Source organism: Acinetobacter sp. TAC-1 (assembly GCF_029025845.1).
GTDB classification, from domain to species: Bacteria; Pseudomonadota; Gammaproteobacteria; order Pseudomonadales; family Moraxellaceae; genus Acinetobacter; species Acinetobacter guillouiae.
Genome location: NZ_CP118892.1, coordinates 2,424,253 through 2,440,154 on the forward strand (window position 1 = coordinate 2,424,253; position 15,902 = coordinate 2,440,154).

General features: G+C 34.4%; 16 protein-coding genes. 7 read left to right on the forward strand and 9 right to left on the reverse strand.

Annotated elements, in window-relative coordinates; translation table 11 throughout:
* Window positions 1-56: 56 nt before the first annotated feature.
* Window positions 57-365 carry an I78 family peptidase inhibitor gene (locus tag PYV58_RS11315; RefSeq protein ID WP_034610567.1) on the reverse strand — a complete coding sequence of 103 codons (309 nt, stop codon included), beginning with the start codon at window positions 363-365 and terminating at the stop codon, window positions 57-59.
* Between the two features lie 157 nt (window positions 366-522).
* Window positions 523-1,632, reverse strand: coding sequence for an S-(hydroxymethyl)glutathione dehydrogenase/class III alcohol dehydrogenase (locus PYV58_RS11320; protein ID WP_004720535.1), 1,110 nt, complete (start codon window positions 1,630-1,632; stop codon window positions 523-525).
* A 191-nt stretch (window positions 1,633-1,823) separates the two neighbouring features.
* Between PYV58_RS11320 and PYV58_RS11325 the strand changes: the two genes are divergently transcribed.
* On the forward strand, window positions 1,824-3,302 hold the full coding sequence (locus tag PYV58_RS11325) for a phospholipase D family protein (RefSeq protein WP_034610524.1): 1,479 nt from the start codon (window positions 1,824-1,826) through the stop codon (window positions 3,300-3,302).
* A 48-nt stretch (window positions 3,303-3,350) separates the two neighbouring features.
* Here PYV58_RS11325 and PYV58_RS11330 read toward each other — a convergent pair whose 3' ends face one another.
* Window positions 3,351-4,001: a class I SAM-dependent methyltransferase gene (locus tag PYV58_RS11330; RefSeq protein WP_034610521.1), complete on the reverse strand. Its 651-nt coding sequence runs from the start codon at window positions 3,999-4,001 to the stop codon at window positions 3,351-3,353.
* Window positions 4,002-4,080: 79 nt separating this feature from the next.
* Window positions 4,081-5,478 carry a PLP-dependent aminotransferase family protein gene (locus PYV58_RS11335; protein ID WP_034610518.1) on the reverse strand — a complete coding sequence of 466 codons (1,398 nt, stop codon included), beginning with the start codon at window positions 5,476-5,478 and terminating at the stop codon, window positions 4,081-4,083.
* A 167-nt stretch (window positions 5,479-5,645) separates the two neighbouring features.
* Here PYV58_RS11335 and PYV58_RS11340 point away from each other — a divergent pair, with 167 nt between their 5' ends.
* Both PYV58_RS11340 and PYV58_RS11345 read left to right on the forward strand, forming a co-directional pair.
* Window positions 5,646-6,509, forward strand: a complete 864-nt coding sequence (locus PYV58_RS11340; RefSeq protein ID WP_034610565.1) for a DMT family transporter — start codon at window positions 5,646-5,648, stop codon at window positions 6,507-6,509.
* A gap of 158 nt (window positions 6,510-6,667) precedes the next feature.
* Window positions 6,668-7,159, forward strand: a complete 492-nt coding sequence (locus PYV58_RS11345; protein WP_034610562.1) for a pyridoxamine 5'-phosphate oxidase — start codon at window positions 6,668-6,670, stop codon at window positions 7,157-7,159.
* A 6-nt stretch (window positions 7,160-7,165) separates the two neighbouring features.
* Here PYV58_RS11345 and PYV58_RS11350 read toward each other — a convergent pair whose 3' ends face one another.
* From PYV58_RS11350 to PYV58_RS11360, 3 genes are all read right to left on the reverse strand, one after another.
* Window positions 7,166-7,756 (reverse strand): uracil-DNA glycosylase family protein, encoded by a 591-nt coding sequence (locus tag PYV58_RS11350; RefSeq protein WP_034610516.1) that lies wholly within the window; start codon window positions 7,754-7,756, stop codon window positions 7,166-7,168.
* A gap of 501 nt (window positions 7,757-8,257) precedes the next feature.
* Complete coding sequence (locus tag PYV58_RS11355) at window positions 8,258-9,499, reverse strand: hypothetical protein (RefSeq protein ID WP_051670969.1); 1,242 nt, start codon at window positions 9,497-9,499, stop codon at window positions 8,258-8,260.
* A 178-nt stretch (window positions 9,500-9,677) separates the two neighbouring features.
* On the reverse strand, window positions 9,678-10,022 hold the full coding sequence (locus PYV58_RS11360) for a hypothetical protein (RefSeq protein WP_034610558.1): 345 nt from the start codon (window positions 10,020-10,022) through the stop codon (window positions 9,678-9,680).
* A gap of 193 nt (window positions 10,023-10,215) precedes the next feature.
* Here PYV58_RS11360 and PYV58_RS11365 point away from each other — a divergent pair, with 193 nt between their 5' ends.
* Complete coding sequence (locus tag PYV58_RS11365) at window positions 10,216-10,860, forward strand: hypothetical protein (protein ID WP_034610513.1); 645 nt, start codon at window positions 10,216-10,218, stop codon at window positions 10,858-10,860.
* 210 nt (window positions 10,861-11,070) lie between these two features.
* Here the strand turns inward: PYV58_RS11365 and PYV58_RS11370 are convergent, their stop codons facing one another.
* Entirely contained in the window at window positions 11,071-11,820 is a 750-nt protein-coding gene (locus PYV58_RS11370) for a 3-oxoacyl-ACP reductase family protein (protein WP_034610512.1), read from the reverse strand.
* A 106-nt stretch (window positions 11,821-11,926) separates the two neighbouring features.
* On the opposite strand from PYV58_RS11370, the gene PYV58_RS11375 reads away from it, so the two are divergent.
* From PYV58_RS11375 to PYV58_RS11385, 3 genes are all read left to right on the forward strand, one after another.
* Window positions 11,927-12,886, forward strand: coding sequence for a LysR family transcriptional regulator (locus PYV58_RS11375; RefSeq protein WP_034610509.1), 960 nt, complete (start codon window positions 11,927-11,929; stop codon window positions 12,884-12,886).
* Window positions 12,887-13,025: 139 nt separating this feature from the next.
* Window positions 13,026-13,400 (forward strand): nuclear transport factor 2 family protein, encoded by a 375-nt coding sequence (locus PYV58_RS11380; protein WP_034610505.1) that lies wholly within the window; start codon window positions 13,026-13,028, stop codon window positions 13,398-13,400.
* Between the two features lie 176 nt (window positions 13,401-13,576).
* On the forward strand, window positions 13,577-14,818 hold the full coding sequence (locus PYV58_RS11385) for a Bcr/CflA family multidrug efflux MFS transporter (RefSeq protein WP_034610500.1): 1,242 nt from the start codon (window positions 13,577-13,579) through the stop codon (window positions 14,816-14,818).
* Between the two features lie 6 nt (window positions 14,819-14,824).
* Here the strand turns inward: PYV58_RS11385 and PYV58_RS11390 are convergent, their stop codons facing one another.
* Window positions 14,825-15,808, reverse strand: coding sequence for an AraC family transcriptional regulator (locus tag PYV58_RS11390; protein WP_051670967.1), 984 nt, complete (start codon window positions 15,806-15,808; stop codon window positions 14,825-14,827).
* Window positions 15,809-15,902 lie beyond the last annotated feature (94 nt).

Here is a 15,902-nt window from a genome sequence, read left to right on the forward strand (position 1 = left end):
ATCATGATTGAATAAATCAGTATTTATTCAATCATATAAGGCTTAAATTTGTGTTATTAACCACAAGTCGCTTGGGTAATTTTTTTGGTCGCAGGATCTACAGTTACAGTCACTCGTTCAATACGATAATCCATAGTTACCCCTTGATTTGGCGCAACTTTACGTACGATTGATGCCTGTGTAAGCTGCTTAATTTTCGCTTCAGACATATCATTTTGACCAATCAATTGAGTTGCGCGTTCAGCAAAACATGTAGTTTGAGTGTTTTGTGCTGTTTGATCTGGCGTTGCATTAGTTTGAAGCGAAGAACATGCTGATACAGTTAAAGCCATAATACCAAGACCTAAAATTGCAACATTTTTCATAAGACGACCTATTTTGATTTTTTGCTTTAAAGCCATAACATAACAAAAAAAGATAAGCTTAGAAAATTAATATATAAAACTCATACATTTATCATGCAAATAAAAACCAGTGATACATGATGTATCACTGATTCTTAGTGGTGCTCAGTATTTAAGCTTAAAAGTTAATCACTGTACGGATTGATTTACCTTCATGCATTAAATCAAATGCTTCATTAATTTTATCTAAGCCCATTGTATGGGTAACAAAAGGTGCAAGTTGAATATCACCTTTCATCGCATCTTCAACCATACCCGGCAATTGTGTACGGCCTTTTACCCCACCAAATGCGGTTCCTTTCCATGTACGACCAGTCACAAGCTGGAACGGACGGGTAGAAATTTCTTGACCTGCACCTGCTACACCAATGATGACTGATTGTCCCCACCCACGATGAGCACATTCAAGCGCTGAACGCATCACATTGACATTGCCGATACATTCAAATGAATGGTCTACACCCCAACCTGTCATTTCAACAATCACTTCTTGAACAGGTTTGTCATAGTCTTTTGGATTAACGAAATCAGTCGCACCAAACTCTTCTGCCAACTTAAATTTTTCAGGATTGGTATCAACAACAATGATCCGACCTGCTTTCGCTTGACGCGCACCTTGTACAACAGCCAGACCAATACCACCTAAACCAAATACAGCAACTGAATCGCCTTCTTGTACTTTTGCTGTGTTATGGACTGCACCAATCCCTGTCGTTACACCACAACCCAGTAAACAGACATGTTCAGGATTTGCTTCTGGGTTAATTTTAGCCAATGATACTTCAGCAACGACAGTATATTCACTAAAAGTTGAACAACCCATATAGTGGTAAATAGGTTCACCATTATAAGAAAAACGTGTCGTTCCATCAGGCATAACCCCTTTACCTTGTGTCGCACGAACGGCTGTACACAGGTTGGTTTTGCCTGATTTACAGAATAAGCATTCGCCACATTCTGCCGTATATAAAGGAATTACATGATCCCCAGGTTTTACTGAAGTTACACCTTCACCTACTTCAACAACAATACCAGCCCCTTCATGGCCTAAAACTGCTGGAAATACGCCTTCTGGATCATCACCAGATAAAGTAAATGCATCTGTATGACAAACCCCTGTATGGGTAATTTTAACAAGGACTTCGCCTTTTTGTGGAGGAGCAACATCAATTTCCACAATTTCTAAAGGTTTTCCTGGACCAAATGCAACAGCAGCACGTGATTTCATAGCTAAATATCCTAATAGGTTTGTGTTTTAACAGTTGGACTACAGTAACCTTTTTCTCTTTACAGATTCAACCATTAACTTGATGATATGATTTCGTAAAATTTAAAGTACTCATTGAAAGAATGAATCATTCAAAGACTTCACTTGCCTTCGTTATTTTGGCTTTTTCAATCACTGGATGTAGTTTACCTATGAATCAACCAGAACAAGAACAACAAGTTAAAGTATATGCAGAGCATTGGATCAATGAGCCTCAAGCAAAACAGATGCTTACCCAAGGTCTCACTGCATATTTAGCCATGAATGATGCTTTCCAAAGTATCGCGTCACGTATCCACCTGATTCGGAAAGCCAAATATACACTTGATTTACAATACTATATTTGGGCGGATGATTTTATTGGCAATTTAATGCTACACGAATTGCTTAAAGCTGCTGACCGCGGTGTAAAAGTACGCTTATTAATCGATGATCAAAATGGAACAAAAATAGATCGGCAATTAAGTGCATTGCTGACACATCCAAACATTTCGATCAAATTATACAATCCTTATAAATTCCGACACTTTCGTGTAATGGATTATATTTTTAGAATGAACAGAATCAACCATCGAATGCACAATAAATTAATTATTGCTGATGGTGCAATTGCTGTGACAGGCGGGCGAAATATCAGCAGTGAATATTTTGATGCCAGTGAATCTTTCCAATTTACCGATATGGATATTTTATTTTTTGGTAAAGCAGTCAATCGTGCAAATGAAGTTTTTACCGATTTTTGGAATTTTCAATTAAGCTATCCGATTGATCAATTTATTGATAAAGGTTCTGATCAAGATTTATTAACTTTGCGAAAAAGCTTTGAACGACTTGAACAAGCTGAACATACGACAGATGAAAAGGTAAATCTTGAGCAGAAAGAACTCGCCAATGAGCTTAATCAAAATAAAATCAATTGGGCTTATGCCGATTTTCTGGCAGATTCTCCAAAGAAAAGTTTAGGACAAGCACACGGTAATGAATTAATTTCACACCAAATTCACCAACATTTGGGTGATCCCAAACAAGAAATGGATTTGATTGCCGCTTATTTTGTTCCTACAAAAAATGGGACGGATTTCATAAACCAATTCCCTAAACAAAATGTCAAAGTCAGAATTTTAACCAACTCCTTTATGGCAAATGATGTTGCGCTTGTCCATGCGTTTTATCAAAAGTATCGAGTTGACTTGCTTAAAGGAGGCGCAAAACTTTATGAATTTAAACCTTATATAGAACGCAATCGCCGTACTTGGTATGAGGTCCTTACAGGAAATATCATTCCGAAAAAAGGCAAAAATAAATCCAGTTTGCATGCAAAATTTATCAATATTGATGACAAAGTCTTTATTGGTTCATTTAACCTTGATCCAAGATCATTCAATATCAATACCGAAGTTGGACTGGTTGTTCAATCAGATCCTTTACAAGAGCAAATTTCAAATCTATTGGATCAAACCCTATTTAGGGTTGCTTATGAGTTAAAACTTAATCCACAAGGTGAGCTGATCTGGCTAGATCATCGTGCGGATGGCAAAGTGATTGAATATAAAGTTGACCCTGAAACAACACGATTCCAACGATTTGTCATGTATAGCGTCTCATATTTACCACTTGAATGGATGATGTAAGTTTAGTGTAATGACAACGCATATACCAAACGTATTAAATATTTACTGCTATAAATAACACTCAAACAGACAGAGCCCTTTGATCTCTTTAACCAGTTCTATGTCAGTAAAGCCTGCATATTTTAAGCTTTGAAAATGTTCATGTTTCGACATATACAAGTCATTATTGCTCATCGCATCTGATGCAAAAATATGGTCACAGACCAAATACAGAGCATCACGTTTTAATAATGTCTTTACTTGTTGATGAAATTGATTTGCATAGTTTTTATGGCGTAACTCATGTAAAGCTTGATGAATAATGATGGCATCATATTGTCCAAGCTGATCGCGCCAATCTTCATTTTTAAAATCAGCAATCAGATATTGCACTCTGTCTAACTCAGAAGAAAGTAGCTTACTTTTAGAAAGCTCATGCATTGCATCAGAGAAATCTAGCGCTGTATATTCAATATCAGCACACTGGGTAAGTAAATGTTTGGCAAGAAAACCAGGACCTGAACCTATTTCTAAAATATTGAAGTGCTTGTTTTGATCAGTTTGATAGTGTTTCTCTTTGGCTGCTTTTTGAATTAAATTCACATAATAGTCAAAAAACTCATAACGCCAAGGGCGTTTTTCATTGGCTTCATTTGCCCATTGCAAAGCATCTTGCGGATTTTTTAAATCAATTGGACTTGGTACATCCTGAACACTCATTATAATTATTCCACTGAAATCAATATAAATTTGCTTACTATTTACCCATATTTTAAAGCAATAAGGAAAAGGATTTTCGCTAACTTTGTAAGTTATTTATTTTTAACTGCTGAATTGACATTGCTAAGATATCAAAGACCTTTTTATCCACGCATTGTGCAACATTAAAGCGCATGAACTGTCCTGCATTTTCAGCTTGGCTAAAAGAATTACCCGGCGCAAGAATTACGCCCTGTTTAAGACATAACTTTGATAATTCCGCAGCCTGTATATCATCTGGCAATTTGCACCATAAAAAAATCCCTGCTGTTGGCACAATCCACGGCTTTATACCGAGTTGCCCCAACTTTTGCATCATTTCATTGCTGACTTTAAGCAAATGTTTCTTTAACCAATCTAAATGTTTAGGATAACTGCTGTCCATTAAAGCCTGATAAATAATTTCTGCATTTAAATGACTATTGCTAAAGTTGGTTGCAATTCTTAAATCTATTAATTGATCAATCAGCTCAGACTCCGCAATGATATAACCGCAACGAATCGCTGCTGAAAGGGTTTTGGTAAAACTGCCAATCTGAATGACATGTTTAAAACCGGCTAATGAAGCATAACGTGGTGCTGGTGTATATTCAAAATCAGCAAAAATTTCATCTTCAATAATCAATAAATCAGTTTTCTCAACCAGCTTGGAAATTTGATAAACCGTTTGTAGCGAAATCGTGGCTCCTGTTGGGTTATGAATCCCTGAATTGGTTAAATAGATTTTTGGCTTTAAATTCAGTGCTTGTTCAAATTTCTCTACATCTGGTCCCGTTTCTGTAAATGGAATTGGAACGGCTTTTAAATGATGTGCCTTAATCAAGGCGCGGAAATTAAAATAGCAAGGATCATCAATCAAAATCACATCACCAGGGCTAAGCAAATGTCTAAAAATTAAATCAATGGACTGGGTTGCTGAGTCAGTAATAAGCATCTGATTCAATTTAAATTTTAAATCATACAGTTCTTTTTTTCTGGCAATAAATTTACGTAACTCCAAATGTCCATGTGGTGTTGCATAATCAGTAAGCATGATGATTTCAGATTTGGCAGCTTGTTTTAACGCTTTACGGATCGATTGCTCAGGCATCCAAGTGGTCGGTAACCAGCCACAACCCGGTTTTAGCACATCCGTCTTCGCCTCTAATGACTGCCTTGAAATCCATAAGGGATCTATTTCACGTTGATACTGTATTTCAGTATCAATCATTTGAATCGGTTCGGCTTTACCTAACACATAGTAACCAGAACCAAGACGAGATTCTAAAACACCTTCCGCAACTAATCTGGCATAGGCTTCAACGATCGTTGAAACAGAACAATTTGTTTGTGTAGCAAACTGACGGACTGAAGGTAAGCGTGAACCTGCAATCAAACTTTTATTCAAAATTTGATTTTTAATCATCAGCACTGTTTGTTCAATTTTAGTTTTTGCCATTTAAAACCACATATTTTAAAGATAAGAAATCTGAGAAAACTCGTTAGATTGAGTAGAATTGTACTGGTAAAAATAGCATAACAGTTATTTAAAATTGTACTGTAGTGTACATATATATTTTCAGTAAATAGCGCTTAAATCATCATAAATTGACTGAGTAATTGATGATGGATAAAACAAATATTGGCTGGCTAAATGGTTTTATTGGTGTAGCGATTTTTGCTGGCTCTTTGCCTGCAACCCGTATTGCTGTCATGGGGTTTAGTCCAGAATTTTTAACCACAGCTCGGGCAGCCATTGCAGGAAGTATTGCTTTAATCTGCCTGTTTATTTTACAGCAATCAAAACCCTCTTTTGCCCAATTTAAATCATTGGTTATTGTGGCTTTAGGTGTGGTGATTGGTTTTCCATTATTTACGGCCTTAGCTTTACAAACAGTATCCTCGGCACATGCTATTGTCTTTGTTGGTCTCTTGCCTTTATCGACTGCAATTTTTGCAGTTTTACGCGGGGGTGAAAAACCTGCTACACAATTTTGGTTATTTGCCTTAATTGGTAGTGCCATTGTGGTTGGATTTATGTTTTATGAAAACCGTAATTTAAGTTTTAGTGTGGGTGATCTCTATATGCTTGCATCAATTGTTGTCTGTGGACTGGGTTATGCTGAAGGTGGAAAGCTTTCAAGAGAACTAGGTGGATGGCAAGTGATTTGTTGGGCTTTAGTGGTTGCATTACCCTTGATGCTCATCTCAAGTCTATATTACCTACCATCAAGCTTTGCAAATATTCATTGGCCAGAAACAATTGGTTTAATCTATGTGTCACTGTTTAGTATGTTGATCGGTTTTATTTTTTGGTACAAAGGCTTAGCGTTGGGCGGAATTGCCAAAGTTGGACAAATTCAATTGGTACAACCGTTTATTGGTTTAATGCTTTCAGCGGTTCTATTGGGTGAGCATGTAAGTTTTGCAATGATTGTTGTTTGTTTTGCAGTTGTGATCTGTGTTGCTCTGGCAAAACGATTTGCATAGAAAATGCAAAAGCTTAAGCATTTATTGACTATATGTGTATATCGATTTAATCAAGTACAATGGGATAAATGCCTAAGCTAGAACAAAAACTGTCAATTACAGATATGGTTTATTTTGCTAATTTTATTCAACATGTTGACGCTTTAAGGAGAAAAAACATGATTGATTCCCAAAATTGGCAACAAATAATAAAAACCATTTCAACTGCTCAACGTGCCTCTATGCATTGTTCGATTGCAACTGTCGATCAATTGGGGCAACCCAATATAACGCCTATAGGAACCGTATTTTTAAAAAATAATCAAACTGGATTTTTCTTTGATACTTATAGTGAATCATTTAAAGAAAACATTCCTAACAATAGCAAAGCATGTTTACAAGCAGTGAATAGCAAACGTTTTTTCTGGTTGAAATCGATGATTCTTGGTAAATTTTCAGATTTTCCCGGTGTTCGTTTAAATATCGAAATTGGTGAACTACGTATCGCCACTGCTGAAGAATTAGCAATGATTGAACAGCGTATCAAACCACTCTCATGGACTAAAGGGAGCCAATTGATTTGGTCTAGTTTTACCCATGTTCGAGATTTTAATGTGACTGGTTTTAAATGGGTTCAATACCCAACTATGATGCCAAATTATGAGTTTTAAACTTACTTAAAGTAAGCCTATTTCTTTAAATAAGTTCTTATATGCCTCTGCCTTCTTATCCAGTGCTAGTGGGTACGCTCTTGATGAAGAAGGCATCCGATATAAACATATCTCTCGTTCAGCAAATATAGCTTGTGAGGATTGCCCTATCTGTGGCTTTTCAGTTTCTTCAGGCATAGATAACATCAGGGTATCTGTTGCCTTATCTCCAGTGGTCATGATGCTGTTACATTCAGGAATTTGCGCTAAAAGCTGTGATAGGTCTGTGGGGGTTTTAATCTGTAGGAATTTATCTGAGGCATTTCCTTTTAAGCGAATAACTTGATACGCCGTATCAAAAATTGCGATACCTTTTTCGATTAAGAACTCACGAATACGTTGTTCCTTAAAATTTTTATTAGGCAAATCTAAAAAGTGATCTTTATTTTCAAAGAAAATAAGCCCAAAAATCCGCCACATATCATTTTGATAATTCGGATAGTAAAAATCCATCTTCCATCTGCTTTGAGGCGGTGGAAAGCTACCAAGCATCAATAGCTTGGCATTTACAGGAAGAAATGGTTTGAGTGGGTGGGTTTCTATTTCGATATCAGTCATTTATAAATAAGAAATAATTTAAGAATTATACTTTTATCTTAACATTTTTACTTGCTAATCGTGGAATATCATTTTTTACTTTTTATACAAGAAATATGAAATAAAAGTGCACCAGATTAGCATGACATTATATTTAAATTTTTCTCTGATTTTAGTGGTGTTTTAGAAAAGCATCACGATACTTTACACTTCCAACCCCTATGTGAGAAAAATGATATTCATCATGAAAAACTTCTGAAAATATATAGTTTTTTAGAATTTTTCTTAACAAAAATGAGCTTTTAGCTTTCCTAGTTCTAAATAAAAGAGTAAAGGAAATCTGAATGCCTTGCTTGCTTAATGTATTCACTTCTTTTTAACTAATTTAAAAGCAAGTCTGCGAAAATTATTAAAAGTGATAATGACGAAGAGACATTAAAATGTTATTTATGTCAGTTGGAATCAACAACTAAAGACTTATAAAAAGCACCATGATGAGGTGCTTTTTTTAATTAAATATATTTACTTTAGAAACTTTTTCTCATTAACTACGCTTGATTTAATAGATCTATCAGAACCTCCAGCTGCTTGTGAATAACTTTCATCCATTAATCCAACTTTTACATTCCAACCTGATACTGCTCTTGCTAATCTTTTTATATCTTCATTTTGATTTATTGAAGCTGATAAATTTTCAGCTGCTCGGGCTGCTTTTAAAACCTCTTCATTTTTCATAATTTCTACATTTAAACCAAGCGCATTAGCTATCATTTCTTCGAATGTTCTAGGTAAGTTAAAGGAACCAGCTTCCGACTTTTTACTATCTTCTTTCAGCGTTTTTTCAACCAATAAATTATTATCTATTAATAATTTTTTCTGAACATCGTATTGTGTTTTCAATTGTTTTCTTACTTTTTTAATTTCAATATGATCTGCTTTTTCATCTAAAAGTTGATCAAGTTTACTTTCTAAAGTTGAAATTTCCTGATCATGTACTTCTGCTAGTTTTTTTGCTAAATCCCCCATAGATTTTTTATATTCAATTAACTTTACTAATGATCCTACATAACTCCCCATTTGATCAACATTACCAGCCATTCTATTAAATAAATCTAAGTATTCTTGTAGGTGTGGATCATTAGAAAAACTAGGATACCGAACATTGTGATCAATTTCACTCCAACCCTCTTCGAAAATAGTCCTGGTCTGTATTTCACACGAAATTTTCTCACCTCCAATTTGAGTTGCTGGAATTATGTAATGAATTGAACGATAACCATTATTGTGTTCTTCTAAGTCGCAATCACTATGTGCATATATTTCTTCTGCATCACCATAACGGAGATATACTTTAACTTTTTCTTCTGGTTTCCATGTAGATAAAATATGATTATGAACAATTTCCCAATCACTTTTAAATAAATAAATAGCTCGAACACCAATAAGATCTGTTATTGTGCTTTTATAATTATCTTTTGAAATTGCCTTATATTTTTCCGAAACTTCTTTTTCTTCCCACTTGCGTATTATTTTCTCGATTAAATGACCCGTATCTTTTACTCTAGATCTTACAGAGTGGACACCTTTACAACGTTGTAATTTATTTGCAATATATGCTGCTTCATCTAATAATCCATTTCTATGATGTTCAAAATCATCAGCTATTTCAATTAAATTTTGAATATCTCTATTAAGCTTAATTATGCGAATATGATCTATATCCATCTTGTCTAGAAATATTTTTTGTTCATTCGTTAAACTCATTTAACCCTCTAAAATTTATTTAAAATATATTAATCATCAATATAAACAGAAATCATGAATTTATATATCGCTAAGTTTTCAATCCTAATGCTTTAACAACTGCTAAAAATAAAAGCTATTCAAAGATCAATCATCAATCGAAGTTACAAAATCAATAATCTCTTAGGTTAAGAATATCCTATTTATATTTCTTACATAGAAAATTAGCCAGATCACTTTTACTTGAGCCTGAAACTAAATCAAACCATTTAGTAGGATCGCTCTTTATATCCTTCACAGAAAGATCACTACCCCCTATTTCACGCATTTTCATCGTAGAACAATTAGTTTCTGTCTTAGTATAGTAGGTATCATATACACCAACTCGCTTGTGAATTGCGATTATGGTATTTCCATTTCTTTTAGATTCAAGCAAATAGTATTTACCTTTGTCACCACTAACACTTCTCGGAATAAATGTTTCCGCACAAACAGTATGAACAGTTCCCAAAAGAATCAGACTCAAAAAAAATATTTTTTTCACTTCATACCTCATATTTATCCATAATAATTTACTAATAAACAACATATTAAATATACTACAATTAAATTTTTATGAAAGTCTTAATCGTATCAAATAGCAATTATGAGGTTCTTTAGTTTTATGATGCATTTCTAGCCATTTTTTTGCAAAATATGTCAAGCATTGCCCTAAAAATCAATCATAAGGAAAGAAAATGAAGTTTAATTTCTCGTTGGATACAGCAATCATTATTTCACTGATTGCCATTTTTCTATTTGTATCTGGTCAAGCTTATTTAGGCGGTTTTTTACGCCCTTTCTATGTTGATCCTATAGTCTTAAACTTTAGCGTTCAAGACAAAATCTATTGGGGATTTCTTAAAGCATTAAACCCTTTAATAACTATTTTCCTAATTGGCATAACTCTTTATGTTTTGAAATACATCTATGTCTCACTCGAGTTAGATCAAAAGATTGTTGATTTTTTAAGACGTAAAATCAAATTTCGATTAAAACATCAAGTCAAACCACATAATTCAAGCCTGACTGATGAATTGGAGAAAAATTATACAACTTTTACTATCTATGTATCTCTAATCATAGGTTGTTCATTCATGTTGTTCACATCTATTCTTGAGACACAAGAAAAAGGTAAAAAAAATGGTTCAGAAGTACTTTCCAATATTAAAGAATTACCTTTAATAAAAATTACTGGTAATGAAAATAATCTTAAACAGTACCGTATTTTATGTGGTTCTGCCCTTTGTGCTGTAATAGATGAAAAGAAAAATGTCTCTTTAGTTGAGCCGAAAAACATTTTGTATTTGAGTTCGAATTTTGATGTGAAAACTGAAAAATAGCCGATAGAAATTATTTGTTCAATCATTTTTATTCCCATCTAAAATTGATCATATGTCAAAACAAGCTAAGCAGCAATCTATTGAAACAGTATGATTTTTGAATTGTTTTAACCCTCTATAAATAGAGGGTTTTTCCATAGATTTGGAATAGAAAATTTCAATTCATTTTCTGGGGGCTGAACATATAAATTTTATTTTGATCCAAAGGTATTAAGCAATAAAACCACCATCGACACTTAATTCAGCACCACTAATATAACTCGCCTGTTCACTCGCTAAAAATAAAACAGAATTCGCAATATCAATGCCCTCACCATATCGACCTACGGGAATATTAGGCAGTAATAGGCTTGCTATTGGTCCATCTATAGGGTTCATATCAGTATTGGTTGGACCAGGATGAATGGTATTAATTGTAATACCTTTAACGCCAAGCTCCCTGACTAATCCTCGTGAAAATCCTGTGATTGCACCTTTTGTAAGAATATAAATTGATGCTCCACTAAAACCAGAATAATTGACCATCGTACTGCCTATATTTATTATTCTTCCGCCTTTCCCCATGTGTTTTAAACTTTCACGAGTGGCCAAAAATACCCCGGTAATATTGACAGCCACCAATCGCTCGAAAGCACTGATTGATACTGACTCTAGACTGCCTAAATGACTTATTCCAGCATTGTTGATTAATATATCGATTTTATGGAATTTTTTAGCAACATCTTCTATCGCTTTGATTAGCATTTCAGGATTTCCTGAATCTGCTTTTATCGCTATGGCTTGCCCACCATGAAACTCGATTTCTTTAATCAATTCTTCAGCTTTGATTTGCGAAGAATGATAAGTAAAAGCAACTATAGCGCCATGGGCGGCTAACGTCTTGACAATTTCAGCACCAATACTTCGCGACCCACCGGTAACTAACGCAACTTTTCCAACCAGCGACAATTTGTTTAACATTTCACATTACTCTTTCATTAAAGTCTCTCGACTATAAAATCAGTACTCATTGTGAAGTAGAGTGCTTTTGCTATAATCTTTTTCAAGTAAAAATTGAAAATAGAATATGGAAACGCTGTCTAATCTCGAATCATTTATAAAAAGTGCAGAATATGGAAGTTTTTCTGCCGCAGCACGACATTTAAGCTTAACACCTGCCGCAGTGTCTCGAAATGTAGCGCAGTTAGAGCAAAATTTAGGTGTTCGGCTTTTTCATCGAAGTACCAGAAATCTTAAATTGACGGAAGATGGTGAACACTTTTTTATCAGTATTCGAGAAAGTTTAAATAGTATTCAGACAACTATTTCAGAATTTAATGTTGATTCGAGCAAGCCAAAAGGCATTTTAAAAGTCAGTCTAAGTGCTGGATTTGGGGTGGAATATATCCTGCCATTGATGCCTGAATTTATCAGCAAATATCCAGATATCAAACTTGAGTGGCACTTATCTAATAGACAGGTCAACTTAATAACAGATAATTTTGATGTGGCAATTGGAAGTGGGATTAAATTAGGTCAAGGCATTATTATCAGACCACTATCCCCACTGCACATGATTATTGTTGCCTCACCTGATTATTTAAAACATAAAACACGGCCCAATCATCCAGCGCAAATTTCCGATTGGGATGGGATTGTCATGAAATCTCCTCAAACCGGTAAGTTACATGAATATCAATTTACAGGTCCAAATGAACAAGAGTTTTACCTTAATTTAAATGAAAAACTTATCGCAGATGATCCAAGTGCATTACATCAAGGCGCTGCTTTAGGATTAGGTGTTGCTGCGATATCCACTGCTCATGCAAGAAAATATATAGAAGATGGAACTTTGATTAGAATCCTACCTGACTGGTATGCAGATTTAGGAAATACCAATCTTTATTTTTCTAGCAAAAAACACATGCCAGCAAAAACTAGATGTTTTATTGATTTTATCGCGCTTAAATTTGAACAGCTAAAATTGAACCAACAACTATCCGCTTTGAATATGGGAAAAAACATCACACTTTCAATTAAAAATTAGTTTTATTGGTGGATTTTCAACAAATCGGAATAACTGTTTCAACTGTTCTATAGCTACAAGGGGCGATTCAATACAACAATAATGTATTGATCAGTCGTTAGATACGGCCCCTATCTATAGCAATGTTGGAGATCTATTTATGAATACTACGAATATACAAAATACTGAAAATCGTGAAATAACAGAAACTTTAGCTGTTTTAGAAAGGCATTTAAATGCTTTCCGCTTAGGTGATGTGGACTTAACAGTGCAAGACTATGCATCTGATGCCATCATTATCAATGGAACTGATACGGTAATACGTGGTACTGATCAGATTCGAGAAACATTTATAAGCGTATATCGGGATTTTTTCCCTAAAGGTACACGTGAAATTAACATAGAAGAAAAAACAGTCTATGGTGAAGTCGCCTATATCCGCTGGTCAGCACCCAACGCAAAAATGGCCACAGATACGCTGATTGTGAAAAACAATAAAATCGTGGTGCAAACCTTTGCTTGTCATTTCGGTTAACGAATCTCAGAAATAAATACGTGTCAGCTGAATTTAAATTAGCCAATACATTCTATCTAGACATTCCCAAAATGGATGAAATGCTTCTTGTTTTAAGCAATAAGCACAATGCATAAATCTGAGTGACGCTGTTTTTTTTCATCCATTCTGCGGAAGATCATCATTTAGGTAAGATTATGCCTCGATCACCCCATATACAGAAATCAACTGATAACTCCTCTGAAACAAAACCTTATACCCTGGCATGGATCAGTATTTTAAGCTTTTTAACCTTGCTCGGCCCTATGTCAATAGATATGTATTTACCTGCATTTCCTGAAATTGCAGTAGAGTTTGGTGTGACAACCAGTGTTGTGTCATCATCATTGCCCGCATATTTTTTAGGTTTAGTCATTGGTCAACTTGTTTATGGCCCGATTAGTGATCGATTTGGTCGTAAACCACCGCTATATTTTGGATTAACTTTATTTGTGATCGCATCTGTTTTGTGTATTTTTACCACACAAATAGATCAATTGTTAATGACAAGAGTATTGCAAGCTTTAGGTGGTTGCGTTGGAATGGCAATGGTACGTGCAGCGATTCGTGATCGATTAACACCTAAACAGTCTGCAAGAGCTTTATCCAGCATGATGCTCATGATGGGACTCGCACCAATTCTTGCACCGATATTGGGTGGATGGCTTTTAGTCAATTGGGGATGGCAAAGTATTTTCATTTTCCTTGCCTGTTTCGGTGTCATCAATATTGTTCTTGTGCATTTTTATTTTAAAGAAACACTGAATGACCATAAAAGAAAATCTCTTCATGTTGGCGATATTTTTATCAATTATTTCCATGTTTGTCGGGACAAAAGTTTTTTAACCCCTACACTTATAGGTAGTTTGTCTTATGCAGCATTCTTTTCTTATATTGCCGCTGCACCAGCGATTTTCATTGATCAATTTCAGATAAAACCTGAAAATTTTGGTTATTATTTCAGTATAAATGCCGCTGGCTTGATTATTTTCTCGCAAATCAATCTTCGTCTGATTGGTCGATTTAGCCTTATAAGAATCTTATTACTTGGTATTCTGATTCAAGTGATGAGTGCGATTTGGCTATTTATCTCGCCTCGATATGATTTGGTCAATCTATCCTCAACCATGCTCGGATTGTTTGGTCTTGTCGCAGGTCTTGGATTGGTAAGTGCAAACAGTAATGCATTGGCATTATCTCAACAAGGTCAACGTGCTGGTACTGCAAGTGCACTTCAAGGTGCTATTCAATTCTTAATTTGCTTAATTGTGGTACCGATCAGTCATACTTTTAATTTTAATCCACTTATGAATCTATCAATGATTATTATGCTTTGTACAATGCTGGCATTAATCCTCACAATGATATATCAGAAAAGCCTATTAAAATTCATTAGATGATAGATATTACATTTGTTTTCTAACAATATTTGGTGTTTTTCCTGTCCATTGCTTAAATGCATGAATAAACGTGCTCTGTTCTGAATAACCGATTAAAGTTGCAATAGTTGTTAAATTTAAACTTTTATCCTTTAAGTACTCTAAAGCTAATTTTTTTCTTGTATCCTGTAATAATTCACGAAAAGTTATACCTTTATTGAGTAGCTGCCTATTTAAAGTACGTGGTGAAACAGCGAGGCTAGATGCAATTAAGGCCAATTTAGGTTCGCCTAAAGCAATATGATGAATAATCTGTAACTGAACTTTTTTTATGAGTTCGTCTTTATATTCTAAGTCTTTTAATAAATCATATGTCTGCTTTGATAGTATAGATTTTAAAATCGTATCAGGCATTAGATTTTTAATATTAAAAACTGATTTATCAAACTTAATCCACATATCATTTTGTTCAAAATTAATTGGACAAGAGAAGAAATCCATCAGTTCTTGAGTGTTTTCTTTAGCAGCGTTTCTCATTCCTAAAGCAATCGGTTTAACTTCAAGACCCGTAAGTATTTTTATAAATTGAACTGGGGCAGCTAAAGAAAATAACTCTTCTTGATAGCCTGGTAAAGAGAGTTCGATTTTTCCGACAATAACAAAGTCTTTCTCATTTTGTTTTATCTCCAATTCATGGACATCAAAAAAGATCTTTTGAAATAATTTCATTAAATTTAAAGATTCTTCTAAATTTTCACTGCTATAAAGTAAATATCCAGCTATCCCAAAACTATTAAAACTTATCGTTTTTGCAAAATTCAAACTAAAATTTGGATCGCTTGTTATTTCCGCTGCGGTTTTCAAGTATCTACGCCATTCTTTCATAGGTAAAAAATCAGTATTAAAATCAAAATCTAAAGCCTTTCTCATCATTTCATGATCAATCTTTAGTCCATTTAAATATTGATGCAACCATTGAAAGTAATATGTAGATATTCTTGCTATTGCCATAAAAATTCCTATTTTGGCGCGAATTCCTAATTTATAGAGTGATACTACCAATTTTTCTCCTAGAAGAAATACGAAAATATCTATTGAAAGCTTA

Coding starts and splice junctions, on each gene's coding strand:
- PYV58_RS11315 (WP_034610567.1), bottom strand. CDS start 365: ATGAAAAATGTTGCAATTTTAGGTCTTGGTATTATGGCTTTAACTGTA.
- PYV58_RS11320 (WP_004720535.1), bottom strand. CDS start 1,632: ATGAAATCACGTGCTGCTGTTGCATTTGGTCCAGGAAAACCTTTAGAA.
- PYV58_RS11325 (WP_034610524.1), top strand. CDS start 1,824: ATGAATCAACCAGAACAAGAACAACAAGTTAAAGTATATGCAGAGCAT.
- PYV58_RS11330 (WP_034610521.1), bottom strand. CDS start 4,001: ATGAGTGTTCAGGATGTACCAAGTCCAATTGATTTAAAAAATCCGCAA.
- PYV58_RS11335 (WP_034610518.1), bottom strand. CDS start 5,478: ATGGCAAAAACTAAAATTGAACAAACAGTGCTGATGATTAAAAATCAA.
- PYV58_RS11340 (WP_034610565.1), top strand. CDS start 5,646: ATGGATAAAACAAATATTGGCTGGCTAAATGGTTTTATTGGTGTAGCG.
- PYV58_RS11345 (WP_034610562.1), top strand. CDS start 6,668: ATGATTGATTCCCAAAATTGGCAACAAATAATAAAAACCATTTCAACT.
- PYV58_RS11350 (WP_034610516.1), bottom strand. CDS start 7,756: ATGACTGATATCGAAATAGAAACCCACCCACTCAAACCATTTCTTCCT.
- PYV58_RS11355 (WP_051670969.1), bottom strand. CDS start 9,499: ATGAGTTTAACGAATGAACAAAAAATATTTCTAGACAAGATGGATATA.
- PYV58_RS11365 (WP_034610513.1), top strand. CDS start 10,216: ATGAAGTTTAATTTCTCGTTGGATACAGCAATCATTATTTCACTGATT.
- PYV58_RS11370 (WP_034610512.1), bottom strand. CDS start 11,820: ATGTTAAACAAATTGTCGCTGGTTGGAAAAGTTGCGTTAGTTACCGGT.
- PYV58_RS11375 (WP_034610509.1), top strand. CDS start 11,927: ATGGAAACGCTGTCTAATCTCGAATCATTTATAAAAAGTGCAGAATAT.
- PYV58_RS11380 (WP_034610505.1), top strand. CDS start 13,026: ATGAATACTACGAATATACAAAATACTGAAAATCGTGAAATAACAGAA.
- PYV58_RS11385 (WP_034610500.1), top strand. CDS start 13,577: ATGCCTCGATCACCCCATATACAGAAATCAACTGATAACTCCTCTGAA.
- PYV58_RS11390 (WP_051670967.1), bottom strand. CDS start 15,808: ATGGCAATAGCAAGAATATCTACATATTACTTTCAATGGTTGCATCAA.